Origin of the sequence: Acinetobacter sp. YQ_14 (assembly GCF_043102985.1) — a bacterium.
GTDB lineage: Bacteria > Pseudomonadota > Gammaproteobacteria > Pseudomonadales > Moraxellaceae > Acinetobacter > Acinetobacter venetianus.
In genome coordinates, this window is the sequence record NZ_JBICJJ010000019.1 from 135,611 (window position 1) to 156,015 (window position 20,405).

Here is a 20,405-nt window from a genome sequence, read left to right on the forward strand (position 1 = left end):
TCCTTAAGCTTGTTCTACGTCTAGAGCTGGAGCATGGGTTTTAACCTTTGCCTCAAACTCGCTACGGAAATATTTAAGTGCGCCCATAAGCGGCTCCATCGCACCTGGTGCGTGAGCACAGAAAGTTTTACCGATCCATAATTTACGAGTCAGTTCTTGTAAATGGTCGATATCTTCTTTCTTACCTTCGCCTGTTTCGAGTGCTTTAAGCGCTTTCACTGCCCAAGGTAAACCATCACGGCATGGTGTACAGAAACCACAAGATTCACGCGCAAAGAATTCTTCTAAATTACGTGTAGCAGAAACCATACATTGAGTTTCATCAACAACCATCAACAAACACGTACCTAGACGTGAACCTGCTTTCATGATGCTTTCAGCATCCATAGGCAAGTCAATATGTTCAGCCGCTAAGAAATCTGTTGATGCACCACCCGGTAACCATGCTTTCAACGTTAAACCGTCACGCATACCGCCCGCATGATCTTCAATCACTTCGCGCGCAGTTGTACCAAAAGGTAGTTCCCAAAGTCCTGGGAATTTTACTTTGCCAGAAGCACCGTAAATCTTAGTACCTGGGTCTTTAGATTTATGTGCTGATAAGTTGATGTACCACTCTGGACCACGCAACATAATTGCAGGCAAGTTATTGTAGGTCTCAACGTTGTTTACAATCGTTGGGCGACCCCATGCCCCTGCAACTTGCGGGAATGGTGGCTTAGTACGCGGGTTCGCACGACGGCCTTCCAATGAGTTGATCAATGCCGTTTCTTCACCACAGATATAACGACCAGCACCTGTGTGAACATGCATATCAAAGTTCCAGCCTGTTCCAAGGATGTTGTCACCCAAGTAACCTTTGGCACGGATTTGCTCTAATGCTTCATTTAAGTATTGAGCAGCTTCAACATATTCACCACGGATAAAGATATAACCTTGAGTTGCCTCTAAGGTATAACCTGCAATCAGCATGCCTTCGATCAATTGATGAGGAAGTTTTTCCATCAACAAACGGTCTTTAAAAGTACCTGGTTCCATTTCATCGGCATTACAGATCAAATAGCGTGGACCACCATCATTTGGTGCCATCAATGACCATTTAATCCCTGCTGGGAAGCCTGCACCACCACGACCTTTGACCGTTGCAGCTTTAATGACTTCAAGCACGTCTTTTGGTGGCATGCTTAGGGCTTTTTTAAAGCCAGCATAACCTTCAAGTGCTTCGTAGTCATCAGCAGCGCGAACGTGTTCTTGTTTGCTCAAACGCCAAGTCAGCGGATGAGTTTCTGGATTACCGTCGCCATAAATTGGTTTTGGTTCAGTATTCATACATACTTCTCCAATAACTGTTTAACTGATGATACGTCTACAAGACCATGCGTATCCTCATCAATCATTAATGTTGGACCTTTGTCACAGTTGCCTAGACAGCAAATTGGGAGCAAGGTAAAACGACCATCTGCTGTGGTTTGTCCATACTGGATACCCAACTCACGCTGAAATGCTTCAGCTAAAGTTTCTGCACCCATCAAGAAGCATGCAATTGAGTCACACAATAGAATTACATGGCGGCCAACTGGTTGACGGTAGATACGGTTATAGAAGGTTGCAACACCTTCAAGATCCGCCACGCTCATAGTCAACAACTGCGCAATTGCATTCATTTGTGCATCATCTACCCAACCATTACGGCGTTGTACACACTTCAATGCATCCAAAGAGGCTGCGCGTGGGTACGGATAGTGACCAATGTGATGTTCAATTTCATGAATTTCGTCAGCAGTCAAAATTCCTTCAACATTCACACGTGGTTTTTTATCAGTCAAAATCATCATAATCGTTTACCCCTAGCGATCCACGTCAGCCATAACCACGTCAATGGTTGCTAAGTAAATGATCAAATCAGATACCAAGCTGCCGTTAATCACGGAAGGAATTTGCTGTAAGTGTGTGAACGTTGGTGTACGAATACGGGTACGATAGCTCATTGTTGACTTATCTGATGTGAGGTAATAGGTACTTGCACCCTTCACCACTTCAGTCATAAATGATGCTTCACCCGCAGGCATTACAGGGCCCCATGACACGCTTAAGAAGTGCGTAATCAAGGTTTCAATATCTTGTAATGTCTTATCTTTCGGTGGTGGAACTGCCAATGGATGATCCGCTTTATATGGACCAGAAGGCATATTATCCAAACACTGCTGAATGATTTTTAATGATTCAGTAATTTCACGGAAGTGAACCAAGACACGAGCATAAGCATCGCCTTCATATTCCACTGGAATATCAAAGTCGAAGTTTTCATAGCCACTGTATGGACGATATTTACGAACATCAAAATCAATACCTGTCGCACGTAAACCAGTACCTGTAATACCCCATGCCAACGCAGATTTTGCATCGTATTGCGCAACATTGCGGGTACGACCAATAAATACTGAGTTTTTAAGCGCAGCGGTATAGTACTCATTTAAGCGTTTCGGCATCCACTCCAACAGTTCCTTAACTAACTTTTGCCAGTTATTTGGAAGGTCGTGTGCTGTACCACCGATACGGAACCATGCTGGGTGCATACGGTAACCCGTAATCGCTTCAACGATGTCATAGACTTTTTGACGGTCAGCGAACATGTAGAATACAGGGGTCATACCACCCGCATCCTGAATTGCTGTACCACAGTAAAGTAAATGGTTGTTGATACGGAATAATTCGTTCAACATCACACGAATCACTTGTGCACGTTCAGGCACTTTAATCCCTGCAAGTTGCTCAACTGCCATAACGTATGGCATGTTTTGCGCACAACCACCAAGATAGTCGACACGATCCGTATAAGGAATGAATGAATGCCATGTTTGACGTTCAGCCATCTTTTCCACGCCACGGTGGTGATAGCCAATATCAGGCACACAGTCTTTAACTTCTTCGCCATCTAGCTGTAAAACGATACGGAACGCACCATGTGCAGATGGGTGGTTAGGACCTAAGTTCAAGAACATGAAGTCTTCGTCATCGTTCCCGCGTTTTAGACCCCAGTCTTCTGGCACAAAGCGTAAATGTTCTTGTTCGAAATCTTGCTTCGCTTGGTCTTGCATATACGGGGTATATTCTGTCGCACGCGCAGAATATTCTTTACGTAAAGGATGACCTTCCCAATAAGTTGGTAGCAAGATACGACGGAGCATTGGATGCCCTGCGAAATCAATACCGAACATATCGTATGCTTCACGTTCGTACCAGTTAGCATTTGGCCAAATATTGGTTGCAGTTGGAATGCTTAAATCATTTTCATTCAATGCAACTTTAATACGAATGTCACTATTACGCTCTAACGATAATAAGTGATAGAACACAGTGAAATCAGATGCTGGTAACCCGTCACGATGAACACGTAAACGCTCATCAACAGCAGACAAGTCAAACAACATCACATAAGGACGTTCCACTTTACGGAGGAACATGAGGACTTCTTGCACGCGTGCGCGCTCAACCCAGACTGTTGGAAACTCTTCAAAAGTCGCCTGCACGTAGAAATTCTCACCAAATTTGGTTTTGAGCTCTTCTACGATTGCAAATGCTGGGCGTGAATCAACTTGCGTTGATTCTGGCATAGCAATGTCAGTTTCAGCCATTGGCTTGGCTTCCTATTTAATACAAATTCTGGCAATTTTTTCGATGACCATATTCATCACGAATATGTCAAAAACTCATCGTTAAAATTATTTAATTTCATCCATAGAGCGTAGGTTTTTCACCGCAATACGATCAGCATTTTTACGATCACGTTCTGGCATCATCTTTGGCTTATACACAGGCTGAAGATCATCACCAATAACGGCTGAAAGTGGACGGCGCTCTAATTGAATTTGGTCTTGAAGTAACATCAATGCTTGGATTAATGCTTCTGGACGAGGTGGACAACCCGGGATGTACACATCAACAGGAATGATTTTGTCTACACCTTGAACCACAGAATAGATGTCGTACATACCACCAGAGTTAGCACAAGCACCCATTGAAATCACCCATTTAGGCTCAAGCATTTGTTCATACAAACGTTGAATTACAGGTGCCATTTTGACAAAGCAGGTTCCTGCAACGATCATCAAATCCGCTTGTCGTGGTGAAGCACGAATAACCTCAGCACCGAAACGTGACAAGTCATGTACGCCTGTTAATGTCGTTGCATACTCAACGTAGCAGCAAGATGTACCAAAGTTAAATGGCCACAAAGAGTTTTTACGCCCCCAGTTCACTGCTGTATGCAACACATCTTCAAGACGTGTCATCATCACGCTTTTATTAACTTCTTCCTCAAGAGGATCAGTTACGATTTGACGATCTTGTAATGGATATTGATCGGCATCCGGATTCGCACGGGTTAAAGTATATTTCATCCCGACTTACTCCTGTTCAGATGATGATGTAGTCGGTGTTTTAGATTTAACACGACCAGAAGACTGTGCTGGAATATGACCAGTAGGATCGACAACCAACTCTTCAATGTTATTGAATCGAGTAATGTCAGCAATATTCATATTTGGCGAACCGATATTCGTTTTAATACCAGCCGCTTTACGACGATCAGAAGGTGCCCAGTTCAGCGCGCCAGTTGAAAGTTCATAAATCAGACCAATTAATAAAACGAGAATAAAGACTGCAGCAGTTGCAAAACCAACCCAACCAACTTCACGTACTGAAGTTGCCCAGGCATAGAGATAGAGGGCTTCTAAATCGAAAACCACAAAGAAAATTGCAACTAAATAGAATTTGGCTGACAAGCGGATACGAGCACCGCCCGCACTAACTACACCTGATTCAAACTGCTCTTGCTTTGCACGTCCCCATGCTTTACCCCCTAGGAGTAAGGGAACAGTGAGCATAAAAACGCAAAGAAATGTAACGCCGATCACGAAGGCAATAATTGCCCAATCGTATGGAGTAATGGCACTCATGCGGGGATAACTCCTGGCAGGCCTATTTTTAACAAAGAATGTATGTATTGGCCTTCAAATACACCAAACACAAAATTAATCCCGCCAATTGTACCTGATTTCTAATTTCTCATGCTAGTTGAAGCGCTTTAGTCTTTCGGATGATTTTGTCCATAAATTTGTGGATATATCCAAGATCACTGTTAATTCGCCCCTAAAAATCGAATAATCAAATCAAATGCACAATATTGATCATTTTTTTCTTTATTCATGCATTAAAAACATTCTTATTTTATAGCCAATGTTCAAAAATCTGGCGCGATGAACTAAATCACTGCATTAATATAAATTTATGATGAAATTTTGAACAAAATTTATATAATAGCCAACCTTATCCACCCATAGAAATACGTCAGGATGTCACGAGCGAACCTTGCGTTAAAACCACAATCATTTTTCCAACTATTTGCACTCTTTACTGGGGTCATTCTGCTTTGCTGTCTGCTTGGGATTGCCACACGTCATCTCACTTTTCTTGCTTCATTTTGGCCAGCAAACTCTGTATTTCTTGGGTTATTAATTCGATTTCCACAAACCCGCCATCCAATTAGTTTTATCGGTGCTGCGGTAGGTTATCTTCTGGCAGATGCGTTACAAGGTACGCCTTTTTTATTAAATATATGCCTAAACTCGGCCAACTTGGTTTATGTCATCACCACACTAACACTTTATATAAAGTTTAATTCCTACATCCGTTCGATGCATCAAGGCTACTTTTATTTAACCTTATTTAGCTTTTGCTGTATTGGTGGTTTAGCAAGTTCGTTGTTTGCGGCAAGTACACTTCCATATATGAATACTCAATTTTCTTTAGGTTCATTTTGGATAGATTTTGGTTATTGGTTTACCGCTGAAATTCAAAACGCACTATTGCTTTTACCCGCAATCATCAGTGCGCCACGTTTTTCAGAATTCAAGCAACAACTTATTGAGTTTAAAACACAAACTGTTCAAGAAAGCCTCCCCCTATTTGCCGTTATTTTTTCTATTGCTGTAGGTTATTATGACAATGGCCCCGGCTCACTTCTTTACCCAATAGCTGCACTGATTTGGTGTGCACTTCGCTATCGTCATTTTTCAGTTGCTATTATCACTTCGATAAGCTGTGCTTTTGTGATTTACCATGTATCGCAAAACTATCTACTACTTTATCCAGAACAATATCTCAACAATACGATTTCCATTCGCCTTGGATTAATTATGATGACGATCGCTCCTTTGACCGTCTCCAGCATCAATATGGTTCGAAGCAAATTGATTCAAGAGCTACAACATACCATTGCTCATGATGAGTTAACGTCAAGCTTAACACGTCGCCAGTTTCTACAGTCTGTGCAACTCTTACAGCACCAAGCATCCAATGCTTCGCAAACCACTGCTTTTCTAATGCTAGATATTGATCACTTCAAACAAGTGAATGATAACTATGGCCATCAAGCAGGAGATCTCGCACTACAAAGTTGTGTGCAAAATATTCAAGCACTGTTAGCTCCAAATGATTTACTGGGACGATTAGGAGGTGAAGAGTTTGCAATATTTATTACCGATACAAATCCTGAAGCAGTTTATCAATGTGCTGAACGTATTCGTCAACAAGTCAGTAACACCCCTATTCAACTCGACAAAAAACAGCAGTTTTCTATTCAACTCAGTATCGGAATTTGCATTTGCACACCTGAAAATCAACATTCGATTGAGCAATTATTTAAACAAGCAGACGATGCGCTTTATCAAGCAAAACGACAAGGTCGTAACCAAGTCGTATTTTCGACATAATATGTTGCAATTCAGCTACATGGTTTAATTAACTTTATACACTGCTGGCCGAATAGATGAGTATTCTAAAAGAAGCAAACAAGGAGAAAAATATGCATCTAGAATACACACATGACTCAGATTATTTCTTTTTTTCACAGCTCTTGATGCGTCACGTTGAAAGTTATATCCGAAAACATCCTGATGCTGACAATGCGATTTTCGACTTAAGAGATATATACGAAGTTTTTAGAGAGGATTTTGCTGCGACAACGACAAATCTTGAAGGTATTCTGAATATTGCTGATGCGTATAAAGTAGAAACACTGAATGGTGACACGGCACTTATTGAAAAATATAAAATTGATATTAAGAACAATGCACTACTCATTGACTTTAATGCAGATGCGCTAAAAAACTTAAAGTCTGGCCATCCATTGATAGAACCAGACTCTTCGGTGCAAGAATAGTAAGCTTTTGATCAAAACCCCAATATTGGGGTTTTATTTTTTCACATGCTGTTTATAACGTTTTGCTGGCCATGTCATGATAAATCGAGCACCACCGAGGTTAGGACTTTGATCCACTTGGATTTCACCACCAAACCAATATGCAATTCGACTTACAATCGATAAACCTAGTCCATAACCGCCAGAAGCACGGGTTCGACTATCATCTAAACGTGCAAAGGCTTCAAAGATCCGCGCTCGCTCTTGCTCAGGAATCCCAGGACCATCATCTTCAACGCATACATAAGCCTTGCCATCAGCACGAATACCGCCACTAATGCGAACTTTATTGTCACAATAGCGCACCGCATTTCCAACGAGATTCTGCACAACACGATGCAGATAACGTCGCTCAGCATCAACTCGCAATGATAATGGCGGTGCAATCAACTCGATTTCTTTTTGAGTTTTCAATGCTTCCGTTTCCATCGCAACTTGATCAAGCACTTCCACCAAGACAATATCTTCAATATCAAGTGATGGTGTCCCTTGTTCTAGCTTGGCATAGGTCATGATTTCATCAATCAAAGTATTTAAAGCTTCAATGTCTTTATCAATCATATCGACTTGTTGAATACGATAACTATAGTCATCTTCCTCAGCCAACATTTCCATACCAAAACGAATACGGGCAACAGGTGTCCTTAACTCATGTGATACCGCACGCATTAATTCTCGTTGTGCTTCGATCAAACGCTGGATATGATCTGACATGTTGTTATAACTTGACGCCAAATTTGCCATTTCATCCGTACCCTCAATAGGTACACGCAATGAAAGATCTCCAGACTTCATTTTATTCAAGGCATAACGCACCTGACGAATCTTACGCTCAAGCGGTAAAATCAAACCATATACACCAAGACTCAATAAGAACAAGCTAAATAAGGTAATACCAGCTGAAAGTTGGAACGGCATCCAATTAAACATTGGAACTGGACCGAGTATCAGCACTTGGGCAGGATGATTTGGCATTGGTGAAACAATCGAGATCGTCGTACCACGCACAGTTGCACTATCTTTATATAGAAGCACACTTTGATCTTGACGCAGACGACCAATTTGCTCTGAATCTAAATTGATATCTCGAATATTTGCAATTTCAATTGGATAGTAGAAATGCTTTTTGATTTTGGCTAAATATTCTCGTTCTTGTCCCGGATAAAAAATCAAATAATCCAGCACAAAAATTGGCAGCGCCTTCATTTGACGCTCACCGATCTTATCTACTTTGATATAAATAAAATGCTCTGGATCATCTTTCAATCCAATAATGATATAACCAATACCATTATTTGCATCGTAGCGAACCACCGATTTTTGCTCAGCAATTCGTTTCTTCTCCGTACGAGAAAGTTCTACACGCTCAGCGCCAACATAATAGATCGGCAGTTCCAACAAATCAGAAGCATCTGAGATCCAATCTAATTTTTGTTGTTTTTCTGGCTGACGAGATACCCCCTCACTGATGACATAGGAAATACCATCTGTAAGAGACTCGCGATATTCTTGCGCTCTTTGGTAGTTAATGATTTGCACCAACAAATAACAAAATGCGGCAACCACAACAACCAATACCACCAACCCAGCATAAATACGCAAGAATATGCTGTTTTTAAGTACTCGACTCACCATAAGGTAAATAGTTCCAAGCTAATTTTGAATCACCCCTCACCTCCCACTGATCAAGGGAGGTAAGCTTTTCTTTGAAAAGTACGGCGTGATTAAAGCTCTGAAGAATGAGATTTACATCCCGTTGGTTTCTTTAACGAATAAATAACCTTTACTACGCACTGTTTTAATACGCTTTGGATTTTCTGGGTCGTCACCAATTTTTGGACGAATACGAGAAATACGAACATCGATTGAACGATCTTGACCATCGTATTCAATACCGCGTAAACGTTCAAAGATATCTTCACGAGATAAAATACGACCAGCGTTTGAAGCTAATAACCATAATAAGTCATATTCAGCACTTGTGAAGTCTACTAAATCGCCATTTAACGTTACTGAGCGACCACCGTTATCAATGACAAGATCGTCAAACTCGATACGCTGTGCAACTTCATCTTCTACAGTTTTGTCTGTACGACGCAATAATGCACGAATACGTGCGAGCAATACACGCGGTTGAACAGGCTTAGCAACATAGTCATCTGCACCCATTTCTAAACCAAGTACCTGATCCATATCTTCAGTACGTGCAGTAAGCATCAAGATCGGTTGGTGATAATGTGGACGAACTTCTCGACAAACGGTTAAACCATCTGCACCCGGTAACATCACGTCTAGCACCACTAAATCTGGTTGCTCACTAATAATGCGACGAATGGCACGATTACCATCAGTTTCAACCCCAACTTCTAAACCGTTACGGATCAAATACTCTTGTGTTAAGCGTGCTAAACGTTCGTCATCTTCAACGATCAAAATCTTCGGTAACTTTTCTTCTTGGCTCATTTGTTTGCCCCTACAATTGGAGAGAATCTATCTATAAAAATCTGACAGATACATTGGTTTATGATTTGCAATATACACACGTTTACATTGTAAACAAGTAGGCGTTCACCAAACTGATACACGCCTACATAGTTTTGTTATATTTTTATTAAAATTATGAATTTTAATATATTTTTCTGTTTTTACAGCTACTTTTAAATAGGATGAATATTGAGTATAAATTTTGTACCAGTATTAAACAATTTGTTTCTTATCTATCCAAAAATAATTTAAGTGTTTGTTTTTTGAGTTATCCACAGAGTTATCTATAAGCCTTTTTTAACTGCTTTGATATGCTATGTGCCTGTGAATTCAGCAGTTAAGACATGAAAAAAACTTTACCAAAATGTCAAGGATTGATCTGCTGCCAAAAATCCCGTATCTTGTGTTGAAAATAAACTTTAACCACTAAGTATTGTGTTTATCCCTCAAACATCGTGGCATACTTTTTGCTCGATTCAAACGGTCCATGAACATAAAAATAGATGATAATGGAGCTATGCTGACATGAGCATCATCACTTCTACTCCTGGCCAACTTCAGGTCATTAAGCGCACCGGTGAGATTGCGACATTTAATGCCGAGAAAATTTCTGTTGCGATTGGGAAAGCATTTTTAGCCGTTGAAGGTCAACAAGGTACTGACTCTAGTCGTATCCATGACCGTATCTCTCAACTCACAGAGATGGTTATGAACACTTTCAACCGCCGTTTACCTTCTGGCGGTACGATTCATATTGAAGAAATTCAAGATCAAGTTGAGTTAGCGCTGATGCGTACTGGCGAACAAAAAGTTGCTCGTGCATACGTCATTTATCGTGAACAACGTGCATCTGCTCGTCAGCAAGCAGGCGCAAACCACCATCCAACATTACAAATCACTGACAGCAATGGCCAGCTCCAGCCATTAGATCTTGATGCGTTGACTGCAACCATCCAGACTGCAAGTGACGGTTTGGAAGGGATTGATGTTCAAGCGATCGTTGATGAGACCGTTAAAAACTTATATAACGGCGTAAAAGAAAGCGATATCGCGACGACCATGATGATGGCGACCCGTACGCGTATCGAACAAGAGCCAAACTATACTTATGTGACTGCACGTTTATTATCAAATGAATTGGTGAGCACAGGTCTTGAATTCTTAGGTCTACCTTCAGATACACTTGAAGGCAATGCTTTAGAAACTTTCTTAAAGAAAGGTATCGAGCTTGATTTACTTTCAGAAGATTTGCTGAATTTCGACCTTGCTAAATTAGCTGCTGCGATCAAACCAGAACGCTCAAACCAGTTTACCTATTTAGGTCTACAAACTTTATTTGACCGTTACTTCATCCATTCAAATGGCGTGCGTTTTGAGTTACCACAATTATTCTTTATGCGTGTCTCAATGGGTCTTGCGCTCAATGAAGAAAATAAAGAAGAGCGTGCAATCGAATTCTATGACTTATTGTCTAGCTTCGACTATATGGCTTCTACGCCTACCCTGTTTAACTCAGGTACATTACGCCCACAATTATCAAGCTGTTACTTAACAACTATTGGTGATGATCTGTATGACATTTACGGTGCAATGCGTGATAACGCTATGCTATCAAAATGGGCAGGCGGTTTAGGAAATGACTGGACACCTGTTCGTGCGTTGAACTCTTATATCAAAGGCACAAACGGCAAATCTCAAGGTGTTGTTCCATTCCTTAAAGTTGCCAATGATACAGCTGTTGCGGTAAACCAAGGTGGTAAGCGTAAAGGTGCAGTATGTGCATACTTAGAAACTTGGCACTTAGACGTTGAAGAATTCCTAGAGCTACGTAAAAATACGGGTGATGACCGTCGTCGTACACACGATATGAATACTGCAAACTGGGTTCCAGACTTATTCATGCAACGTGTGTTTGAAGATGCTGAGTGGACACTGTTCACACCTTCAGAAGTACCTGATCTTCACGATCTAACTGGTGCTGAGTTTGCTGAGCGCTATGCACACTATGAAGCTGTAGCAAAAGAACAAAACATGCTACACAAGAAAGTACGTGCAAAAGATTTATGGCGCAAAATGCTTTCAATGTTGTTTGAAACAGGTCATCCATGGATCACATTCAAAGACGTATGTAACTTGCGTTCACCACAACAACACGTTGGTGTAGTTCACTCATCGAACTTGTGTACAGAAATCACTTTAAATACAAACCAAGATGAAATCGCGGTATGTAACTTAGGTTCGATCAACCTTGTACAACACGTTCAAGGTGGTGTGTTAGATCGTGAGAAATTAGCTCGCACGATTAAAACAGCTGTTCGTATGCTCGATAACGTCATCGACATTAACTACTATGCTGTACCACAAGCGAAAAACTCAAACATGAAACACCGCCCAGTGGGTATGGGTATCATGGGCTTCCAAGATGCACTTTATGAAATGGGCATCGCTTATGGTTCAGATGCAGCTGTTGATTTCGCTGACGAATCGATGGAAGTGATTAGCTATTACGCAATCGAAACTTCAAGCAACCTTGCGATCGAACGTGGTTCTTATTCAACATTCAAAGGTTCATTGTGGGATCAAGGGATTCTTCCAATCGACTCTTTAGAGCTTGTTGCAAAATCTCGTCCAGAGCGCATGTTTGAAGTTGACCGTACACAACGTTTGGATTGGGACAGCTTACGTTCTAAAGTTCAAAAAGATGGTATGCGTAACTCAAATGTGATGGCGATTGCACCAACTGCAACTATTTCAAACATTTGTGGTGTGTCTCAATCTATTGAGCCAACGTTCCAAAACTTATATGTGAAATCGAACCTTTCTGGTGAGTTCACTGTGATCAACCCTTACCTTGTTCGTGCATTAAAAGAACGTGGTCTTTGGGACACAGTGATGGTGAATGACCTAAAACACTTCGAAGGCTCAGTACAAAAGATCGCGCGTATTCCTGAAGAATTAAAAGCAATCTTTGCAACTGCGTTTGAAGTGGATACACGTTGGATCGTAGATGCTGCTTCACGCCGTCAGAAGTGGATCGACCAAGCACAGTCTCTTAACCTTTACATCGCTGGTGCAAATGGTAAGAAACTTGACATCACGTATAAGATGGCATGGTTACGTGGTCTTAAAACGACTTACTACCTCCGAGCTTTGGGTGCGACATCTGCTGAGAAATCAACAATCAATACAGGTGCATTAAATGCTGTTAAACCGGCATCTGTTGAAGCACCAGTAGTTGCAGCTCAAGCAGTTGAAGACAAAAAACCAGAAGTTCAAGCTGAAGAAGATGGTTTTACCACTGCTGCTCCAGTACCAATGGCATGTTCAATCGACAATCCAGATTGTGAGGCTTGTCAGTAAGACTCGCTTATCCCCTCCTAAACGGAGGGGAATTCCTCGAAGCAAATGCGGAAATAAAAATCCGCTTTGTTTAAAGGAAATTTGAGAGCGTTAAAATATTGAAGTAGAGGCAAAGATTATGTTGCATATCAGCCATAACTATATGTTGGGACTTGCGGTTTTAATCTTTGCTTTTATTTTCTTTTATGTACCGATGGTCTATGCATTTTTAGCCATTCGTAAACAACAGCGTAAGCAAAATAAGTCTTAGGGATGTTGGCGTGAATTCGCCTTTGAAATAAATATCAATAAAACTTAATTTTGCTTACACAAAATAAGCGTATATTTTAAGACATCGTTGTTTAGTGATGTCTAACGGCTATACACAACGAAGAGAGAACGAAAAATGTCTATCCTAAGTTGGGACGATTTTGAAGATGATTCGCAAAAACCGACTACACCTGAACACAAGTCTACGTCCCTCGACTCGCAAAAAACGGTTAATACGCAGGTGGTATCTGATGCAGAGCCATCATCGCCGCGTGTGGCAGCTGCACAACCCGCTGGAACCGATTCCGTGCGATCAACAAATCCAACCAATTCGTTGGCTCGAGCATCTGAAGCCTTAGAACATTTAGATGTTGCACCCGGTTTAGAAGAACTCGAAATGGGCGCACAGCGTGTTCAAGTTGATGATAAAGCAATGATCAACTGTCGTGCGGACTTGAACCAACTTGTTCCATTTAAATACGAGTGGGCTTGGCAGAAATACCTAGACGGATGTGCAAACCACTGGATGCCACAAGAAGTCAACATGAACCACGATATCGCGCTTTGGAAGTCTGAAAATGGCTTAACCGAAGATGAGCGTACGATCATCATGCGTTCTTTAGGTTTCTTCTCGACTGCGGACTCGTTAGTTGCAAACAACTTGGTATTGGCGATCTACCGCCATATTACGAATCCTGAATGTCGTCAGTACATCTTGCGTCAAGCATTTGAAGAAGCGATTCACACACATGCTTACCAATACTGTATCGAATCTTTGGGTATGGACGAAGGCGAAGTCTTCAACATGTATCGTGAAGTTCCATCTGTTGCGCGTAAAGCAGCTTGGGGCTTGAAATATACACAGTCTTTGAGTGATCCAACTTTCCACACAGGCACGCCTGAGAACGATCAAATTTTACTTCGTAACTTGATCGCGTTCTATTGTGTACTTGAAGGTATCTTCTTCTACTGTGGTTTTACTCAAATCTTGAGTATGGGTCGCCGTAACAAGATGAATGGTGTTGCTGAGCAATTCCAATACATCTTACGTGATGAATCAATGCACTTGAACTTTGGTATCGACATGATCAACCAGATCAAGATCGAGAACCCACACTTGTGGACAGCGACTTTCCAACAAGAAGTGATTCAAATGATTCTTGAAGGTACAATGCTTGAGATCGAATATGCTCGTGACACGATGCCACGTGGTGTATTGGGTATGAATGCAAGCATGATGGAAGAATACTTGAAGTTCATCTGTAACCGTCGTTTGTCTCAGCTTGGTTTACCAGAGCAATTTGCTGGTGTAACAAACCCATTTGCATGGATGTCTGAGATGATGGACTTGCGTAAAGAGAAGAATTTCTTCGAAACGCGCGTAACAGACTACCAAACTGGTGGTGCGTTAAGCTGGTAAGTTACATAGAGTTTTATATTTTCAATAAGAAGCCGCTATTTAGAATAGCGGCTTCTTATTTTCATTAAATAAAAATAGGCTCTTGAAACATCATTCTAAAACCCATTAAAGCGTCACTAAATGTCGTTAGAGATTTTAATTTATAATTTTAATTTATTGAGTTATTTATAATGATAAGGCAATATGCTTTCAAAAATTTATTATTTTTTAGGGGGCTAAATGTCAATTTGTAATCTAAAAGTAGATAGAATTATTATTCATCAAATTTATAGAAAAGAATCAGATCACATTAAACCGCCAGAAAAAGGAGAGCAATACTTAAATTTTGCCCCTAGCGCCATGGCTGATTTTGAACACAGAGTGATTATTTCTTTAGGTGAAGATTCCAAAGCAATTGAAATGCAGATTCTTGATCAAGGATCTGATGACTTACCAACTTTAATTGATAATTGTATCAATGACTCTGACTACGATTTTAAAGAGTCATCTTATAAAATTGCATATAAATTAGCACAAGCTCAGTTTGATAAAGGAAGAGGAATTAGCGGTGGAATTGTAGTCATATTTACAGGAAAACAAGGTTATCCTCAAAGTGAGATACTTGGAGTTCTTAAAGCTGAAATACATAGCGGCTATGAAAAATACATTGACCCAATTACAAAGCAAATTTCATTAAATCATATAGAAGAATTGCTTTTAACCCCGAACTCTAGACTTTTTAAAACAGTCGGATTTTGTAAAAAGCAAAATTTTGATCCTGCATCTAAAGATTTGAATGATAAATGGTCAGTTCTAATTTTTGATAGCCAAATCAATCAAGCAGATGGTAAAGTTTCTGCAGAATACTTTTATAGAAAGTTTGCAGGATGCGGGTATCCAGAGACAAGTGCAAGAACAACAAAACTTTTTTTTGAAACAACTAGAGAGTTCATTCAAAATCTTAATATACCTACAGAAAAGAAATATGAACTTTTTAATGCATTGAACACTTATCTCAAAGTTGATAAGTCCCCCACTATAGACCCTAATGATTTTGCAGAATCTTATTTAGATATTGATATACGAGACAGTTATAAAGCTCACTTAACTAACAACTCTTTACCTGTCACTGCCTTTACAAAAGATATTAAATTTATAGAAACAAAATTAAAACTCCATAAAGTTACTTTTGGAAACAACGTTAAACTTGAAGCAGATCCACATACATTTGAAACTGATGTAATTATAAAACCATATATAGAAGAGAGCGAAGATGGTAAAAATAGCCAAAAGTGGACACAAATTATTGTTAAGTCTGAATTAATTGTAAAAAAATGAATCAGACTGAGTTCTTATCTAAATGGGAAAATGATAAACCCTCTTATAAAGCTTGGGGAGAGTTTATCATCTCTCAAATTATAGATTCATTGATCAAAGAACAGCTAGATCCGAATATTTTACTTAAAATCCAACCTAAAGAGCGCACCAAAGATAATCAATCTTTATTAGATAAAGCGTTCAATCGTGGTAAAAACTATAAAGATCCTTACAACGACATAGAGGATAAAGTAGGTATTCGATTTGTTGTTTTATTAACAGATGACATAAAGAAAATCACTAAGTGTATAAAAAATAATAACTTATGGGATGCAACAAATGCTAAAGATTATGAGCAAGAAATGGAAAAAGAGCCTCTCTTATTTGCCTATAAATCAATGCATTACATTTTAAGACCTAAAGAAAAAATTGAATATCAGGGCTATTTAATATCAGAGAATACGGCCTGTGAAGTTCAAATAAGAACTTTATTACAGCATGCACATGCTGAACTTACACACGATGCTATATACAAATCGCAAAAAAAAATTAAACCTATTGTTCACAGAACAGTAGCCAAATGTATGGCACTTATTGAGACAACAGATTCTTTTTTCTGTGATGCAACTAAAGAAATTAATGCTGGTCCTATAAAGGATTATAAAATAGTTGAATCTTTAGATTCACTTTATTCAACGTACACTCAATTAGCACCAAACAACCAAAAATCAGCACTTATCATTCTTGATACATTTGAATATCTGATTGATGAAAAGACAATAGAAGATATTAATTCTTTTATCAAGAGAAAACCCTATTTGATTGAAATAATTAATGAAAAATATATTTTTTTCAATATTTACCAACAAAGTATTGTCCTTTTTATATATTGGTTAATTGAAACCAAGAGGAGTAAAGCAAAAGATGAATGGCCATTAGATTGGAAAATCCTTGAAATGCTTGCAACAAATATGGGAGTTAGTCTTGATAGGTAATATTCGATAAAGCTAGAGATTTCTATAAGTTAGTTAGGGTTTAATTCTTCAATATTACTACGTAAAATAAAAATGCAATAACATTAGAAAGATTTTACTTTTCTCTAGCCCCCACCAACCACCCTTCCAACAACGTCCCTATACCCACCTCACCTCCTCCCAACAACTGCACCACCGCCCCATCCACCACAAACAGGAATATCTCTGCATCAATTTTAGAGGCTTTCACATTAGCCACTAAAAGCAATTGATAAACCTCATCCACCAACCATTCCCGATACTCAATCACGGCTTGATAAGCCTGAGGATATAGTTTTTCAATCTCAAAAATAGCTTTGAACAAAAGATGGTAAGGACTATTCAGGTCTGCATGTAAAAGATAAATCTCTGTGAGTTTATCGACTGCTGTGTAGTGTCTGCATGAATAAATCATTGCAAGTACATCTTGTTTGAGCCGATCTTTTTGCAAGGTCATGCATATTTCAACAAATCGTTCTTTAGACTGAAAATTATTATAAAACGTCATTTTAGCGATTTTGGTTTGCTGCAAAATAAAGTCTATGCCTGCCCTATGAAAACCATAACTATTAAATAACTGGATTGAAGTCTGAACAACCTGCAATGCTCTTGGTGATAATTCTCGATTTGACATACAAATTCCCATCTACTCATCATTTTTTGTTGTACTTGAATGAGATAAAAATGCCTTTGCTCTCACGCTGAGCAAAAAAGGCATACAAAAGCCCTTAAAGACGGCTTTAGCGCATCTCAATTTTTATTGTCGATATGTTTTTTTAGTCGCAACGAACTAAGACTTGAAAGCCAAAAGCAATCAAACCGAATGAAAGACTAATCAGGAAGTGTGAGAATAAAATACATGGCCAACTCCTAAACGATTCGGAACTCTGCCATTGCATTTAAAATTATGGTGGCAGGACGAAAGTGGGTTGACGGACTGGTTGGACCCCAGCACACCCGAAGGTGTCCCACTCCCGTCCTACCGCTACGGGAGGGGACGAGAAGTTTACATGCAAAACTATTCCTCAGAAGAAATAATCCTGATGTAGTCCAAAAACGGTCCGTCAAAACCGACTGGCGATGTAGGCCAGCACTCAAAGAATAATCTCAGAGTTTATGAGTGTCAATGTTGGGTAAATGCTAAGGTCTGAAATTTATTATTATTTTTCCAAAATGATTATATAAAAATATTTTTTGAAACGCTAAATCAACGAGATTTAATTTTTTCAAACTATCAACTGATGACATTAAACATGATTCAAATCCGATTTTTAATCATGTAATTTTTCATGTATATATAAATCGATTATTTATGTAGGTGGATAAATTCATTGTTTCTCCAGCCTTTCTGTAAAAACTACTATATACCTCGTATAGATCGCCCATAAAACAGACAAAAACCTTATTATCAATAATTTAAACCCAAGTACTATTAGAATATGAAACAATAATATCTATAAGACACAATTTAAAATGACTTGTAAATCACATTTTTTAACATTTGGTAAACAAAAACACTGCCTATTTTAAAGTAAAATTCACAAACTATTTTCTCTAACATCAGCACGGGCAACCCCCTATTCTGATGTGCCTTTGCGCTCACTCATCATTTAAATCTCTTCTCTCTATATCATCCATATAGGGAGTCATTTAATTTTTAAGGTAAATTGAATGAAAAAATTTTGGAAGTACTTATTGGTACTACTCTTAGTACTGATAGTTATTGCTATTGCCTTTCTTTTTAGACCAATTACGTCTAAGGCAATAAAAACTAAAAGCGATGAACCTGTTGTTGATGTTGTACTCATCGGCGGCGGTATCATGAGTGCCACACTTGGTACTTATCTCAACGAATTACAACCTGACTGGAATATCCGCATGTATGAACGTCTTGATGCAGTTGCTCAAGAAAGTTCAAATGGTTTCAACAATGCGGGAACAGGTCACTCAGGCTTTATGGAAATGAACTATACCTCTGAAAAAGACGGTAAAATGGACATTTCTAAAGCAGTGAAAGTTGCAGGTCAATTCGAAATTGCCAAGCAATTCTGGTCGTATCAAGTTAAACAAGGTGTTTTAAATACACCAAACACATTCATCAACCCAGTACCGCACATCGCGTTCGTTTGGGGTGACAATGTAGATTTCATGGAAAAGCGCTATGCAGCCATGATTCAAGATCCTCTATTTGCTGGTATGAAGATTAGCGAAGATGCATCTGAAATTAAGCAATGGGCTCCATTGGTGATGGATGGTCGTGATCCACAACAGAAAATTGCAGCAACACGTATGGATGTCGGTTCTGACGTGAACTACGGTGCGATCACAACTCAATTGGTGAATCACCTTGAGAAAAGTCCAAACTTTAAACTCAGAACCTCTACTGAAGTGACTGGCATCAGCAAAAATGATGACAACACTTGGTCTGTCGCTTTCAAAGATTTGAAGTCTGGTGAAGTCAACCATGTGAAAACACGTTTTGTATTTATTGGTGCAGGTGGTGCAGCCATTAAATTATTGCAAATGACTGGCTTACCTGAAGCGAAACAATATGCAGGCTTCCCTGTTGGCGGTGAATTCCTAGTAACTGACAATCCAGCGATCACAGCAAAACATACTGCAAAAGTGTATGGTCGTGCTGATCTTGGTGCGCCTCCAATGTCTGTTCCACATATCGATACTCGTTATATCGACGGTAAAAAATATGTGTTGTTTGGACCATTTGCAACGTATTCAAACAAGTTCCTTAAACATGGTTCACAGTTAGATTTGCTTGCATCTACCAACAAAAACAACGTTTTACCAATGGCTGCAATCGGTCTACAAAATGCTGATCTTGTTCAGTATCTCGTAAGCCAAGTGTTGATGTCTGATGAAGATCGCTTCAATGAGTTAAGAAAATACTACCCTGAAGCAGATCCTAAAGATTGGCACTTACAGCAAGGTGGTCAACGTGTTCAAATCATCAAGAAAGAACCAGGTAAACCAGCTAAATTGCAATTTGGTACAGAAATCTTCGCATCGCAAGATAAGTCTGTAACTGCATTGCTTGGTGCTTCTCCTGGTGCTTCAACTTCACCATACATCATGTTGAACTTGATTGAACAAGCGTTCCCAGAAAAAGCAAATGGCGAATGGAATGAGAAATTGCATGAAATCGTGCGTTCTTATGGTCAAGATCTTTCTGCGAATCCAGCATTACTTGATCAAATCCGTCATTACACCAGTTCTACTTTAGGTTTGAACTATACAACTCCTGCAAATTTAACGCCTGCGAACAAGGCAGCTAAAGCAGAAGCTGTAGCTCAATAAACCTTTCATA

The 20,405-nt window shown here is 39.5% G+C and carries 16 protein-coding genes; 8 read left to right on the forward strand and 8 right to left on the reverse strand.

Annotation, left to right across the window (positions count from 1 at the left end; all coding sequences use genetic code 11):
- Positions 1–3: 3 nt before the first annotated feature.
- The 5 genes from nuoF to ACF8D3_RS09565 all read right to left on the reverse strand — a co-directional run bounded on the left by nuoF (position 4) and on the right by ACF8D3_RS09565 (position 4,958).
- Entirely contained in the window at positions 4–1,329 is a 1,326-nt protein-coding gene (gene nuoF, locus ACF8D3_RS09545) for an NADH-quinone oxidoreductase subunit NuoF (RefSeq protein ID WP_004881327.1), read from the reverse strand.
- Complete coding sequence (gene nuoE, locus ACF8D3_RS09550) at positions 1,326–1,835, reverse strand: NADH-quinone oxidoreductase subunit NuoE (protein WP_004881330.1); 510 nt, start codon at positions 1,833–1,835, stop codon at positions 1,326–1,328. The genes nuoF and nuoE overlap by 4 nt, the downstream gene beginning before the upstream one ends.
- A 12-nt stretch (positions 1,836–1,847) precedes the next feature.
- Positions 1,848–3,635 carry an NADH-quinone oxidoreductase subunit C/D gene (gene nuoC, locus ACF8D3_RS09555; RefSeq protein WP_061518379.1) on the reverse strand — a complete coding sequence of 596 codons (1,788 nt, stop codon included), beginning with the start codon at positions 3,633–3,635 and terminating at the stop codon, positions 1,848–1,850.
- Between the two features lie 87 nt (positions 3,636–3,722).
- Positions 3,723–4,400: an NADH-quinone oxidoreductase subunit B family protein gene (locus ACF8D3_RS09560; protein WP_004881335.1), complete on the reverse strand. Its 678-nt coding sequence runs from the start codon at positions 4,398–4,400 to the stop codon at positions 3,723–3,725.
- Between the two features lie 6 nt (positions 4,401–4,406).
- Positions 4,407–4,958, reverse strand: coding sequence for an NADH-quinone oxidoreductase subunit A (locus ACF8D3_RS09565; protein ID WP_004881337.1), 552 nt, complete (start codon positions 4,956–4,958; stop codon positions 4,407–4,409).
- Positions 4,959–5,354: 396 nt separating this feature from the next.
- Between ACF8D3_RS09565 and ACF8D3_RS09570 the strand changes: the two genes are divergently transcribed.
- Positions 5,355–6,773: a sensor domain-containing diguanylate cyclase gene (locus tag ACF8D3_RS09570; protein ID WP_286942886.1), complete on the forward strand. Its 1,419-nt coding sequence runs from the start codon at positions 5,355–5,357 to the stop codon at positions 6,771–6,773.
- Positions 6,774–6,865: 92 nt separating this feature from the next.
- On the forward strand, positions 6,866–7,222 hold the full coding sequence (locus ACF8D3_RS09575; protein ID WP_004881341.1) for a hypothetical protein: 357 nt from the start codon (positions 6,866–6,868) through the stop codon (positions 7,220–7,222).
- Between the two features lie 33 nt (positions 7,223–7,255).
- Here the strand turns inward: ACF8D3_RS09575 and bfmS are convergent, their stop codons facing one another.
- The gene (gene bfmS, locus ACF8D3_RS09580; protein WP_007480951.1) at positions 7,256–8,896 is read right to left on the reverse strand and encodes a sensor histidine kinase BfmS; all 1,641 of its coding nucleotides are present in this window, start codon (positions 8,894–8,896) and stop codon (positions 7,256–7,258) included.
- A gap of 111 nt (positions 8,897–9,007) precedes the next feature.
- Complete coding sequence (bfmR, locus tag ACF8D3_RS09585) at positions 9,008–9,724, reverse strand: response regulator transcription factor BfmR (RefSeq protein ID WP_004881343.1); 717 nt, start codon at positions 9,722–9,724, stop codon at positions 9,008–9,010.
- A 546-nt stretch (positions 9,725–10,270) separates the two neighbouring features.
- Between bfmR and ACF8D3_RS09590 the strand changes: the two genes are divergently transcribed.
- The 5 genes from ACF8D3_RS09590 (at position 10,271) to ACF8D3_RS09610 (ending at position 17,065) form a co-directional block, all read left to right on the forward strand.
- Positions 10,271–13,105, forward strand: a complete 2,835-nt coding sequence (locus tag ACF8D3_RS09590; RefSeq protein ID WP_392471244.1) for a ribonucleoside-diphosphate reductase subunit alpha — start codon at positions 10,271–10,273, stop codon at positions 13,103–13,105.
- Positions 13,106–13,220: 115 nt separating this feature from the next.
- Positions 13,221–13,355 carry a preprotein translocase subunit YajC gene (locus tag ACF8D3_RS09595; protein ID WP_167317666.1) on the forward strand — a complete coding sequence of 45 codons (135 nt, stop codon included), beginning with the start codon at positions 13,221–13,223 and terminating at the stop codon, positions 13,353–13,355.
- A 135-nt stretch (positions 13,356–13,490) separates the two neighbouring features.
- Positions 13,491–14,774 (forward strand): ribonucleotide-diphosphate reductase subunit beta, encoded by a 1,284-nt coding sequence (locus ACF8D3_RS09600; protein WP_004881351.1) that lies wholly within the window; start codon positions 13,491–13,493, stop codon positions 14,772–14,774.
- Positions 14,775–14,993: 219 nt separating this feature from the next.
- A complete protein-coding gene (locus tag ACF8D3_RS09605) occupies positions 14,994–16,091 on the forward strand; it encodes a nucleoid-associated protein (RefSeq protein ID WP_392471245.1) in 1,098 nt (365 codons plus the stop codon).
- Positions 16,088–17,065 carry a GTP pyrophosphokinase family protein gene (locus ACF8D3_RS09610; RefSeq protein WP_392471246.1) on the forward strand — a complete coding sequence of 326 codons (978 nt, stop codon included), beginning with the start codon at positions 16,088–16,090 and terminating at the stop codon, positions 17,063–17,065. The genes ACF8D3_RS09605 and ACF8D3_RS09610 overlap by 4 nt, the downstream gene beginning before the upstream one ends.
- 94 nt (positions 17,066–17,159) lie before the next feature.
- Here ACF8D3_RS09610 and ACF8D3_RS09615 read toward each other — a convergent pair whose 3' ends face one another.
- Positions 17,160–17,717: a TetR/AcrR family transcriptional regulator gene (locus ACF8D3_RS09615; protein WP_392471248.1), complete on the reverse strand. Its 558-nt coding sequence runs from the start codon at positions 17,715–17,717 to the stop codon at positions 17,160–17,162.
- Positions 17,718–18,754: 1,037 nt separating this feature from the next.
- Here ACF8D3_RS09615 and mqo point away from each other — a divergent pair.
- Complete coding sequence (gene mqo / locus ACF8D3_RS09620) at positions 18,755–20,395, forward strand: malate dehydrogenase (quinone) (protein WP_019385127.1); 1,641 nt, start codon at positions 18,755–18,757, stop codon at positions 20,393–20,395.
- The last annotated feature ends 10 nt before the right edge of the window (positions 20,396–20,405 follow it).

Coding starts and splice junctions, on each gene's coding strand:
- nuoF (WP_004881327.1), bottom strand. CDS start 1,329: ATGAATACTGAACCAAAACCAATTTATGGCGACGGTAATCCAGAAACT.
- nuoE (WP_004881330.1), bottom strand. CDS start 1,835: ATGATGATTTTGACTGATAAAAAACCACGTGTGAATGTTGAAGGAATT.
- nuoC (WP_061518379.1), bottom strand. CDS start 3,635: ATGGCTGAAACTGACATTGCTATGCCAGAATCAACGCAAGTTGATTCA.
- ACF8D3_RS09560 (WP_004881335.1), bottom strand. CDS start 4,400: ATGAAATATACTTTAACCCGTGCGAATCCGGATGCCGATCAATATCCA.
- ACF8D3_RS09565 (WP_004881337.1), bottom strand. CDS start 4,958: ATGAGTGCCATTACTCCATACGATTGGGCAATTATTGCCTTCGTGATC.
- ACF8D3_RS09570 (WP_286942886.1), top strand. CDS start 5,355: ATGTCACGAGCGAACCTTGCGTTAAAACCACAATCATTTTTCCAACTA.
- ACF8D3_RS09575 (WP_004881341.1), top strand. CDS start 6,866: ATGCATCTAGAATACACACATGACTCAGATTATTTCTTTTTTTCACAG.
- bfmS (WP_007480951.1), bottom strand. CDS start 8,896: ATGGTGAGTCGAGTACTTAAAAACAGCATATTCTTGCGTATTTATGCT.
- bfmR (WP_004881343.1), bottom strand. CDS start 9,724: ATGAGCCAAGAAGAAAAGTTACCGAAGATTTTGATCGTTGAAGATGAC.
- ACF8D3_RS09590 (WP_392471244.1), top strand. CDS start 10,271: ATGAGCATCATCACTTCTACTCCTGGCCAACTTCAGGTCATTAAGCGC.
- ACF8D3_RS09600 (WP_004881351.1), top strand. CDS start 13,491: ATGTCTATCCTAAGTTGGGACGATTTTGAAGATGATTCGCAAAAACCG.
- ACF8D3_RS09605 (WP_392471245.1), top strand. CDS start 14,994: ATGTCAATTTGTAATCTAAAAGTAGATAGAATTATTATTCATCAAATT.
- ACF8D3_RS09610 (WP_392471246.1), top strand. CDS start 16,088: ATGAATCAGACTGAGTTCTTATCTAAATGGGAAAATGATAAACCCTCT.
- ACF8D3_RS09615 (WP_392471248.1), bottom strand. CDS start 17,717: ATGTCAAATCGAGAATTATCACCAAGAGCATTGCAGGTTGTTCAGACT.
- mqo (WP_019385127.1), top strand. CDS start 18,755: ATGAAAAAATTTTGGAAGTACTTATTGGTACTACTCTTAGTACTGATA.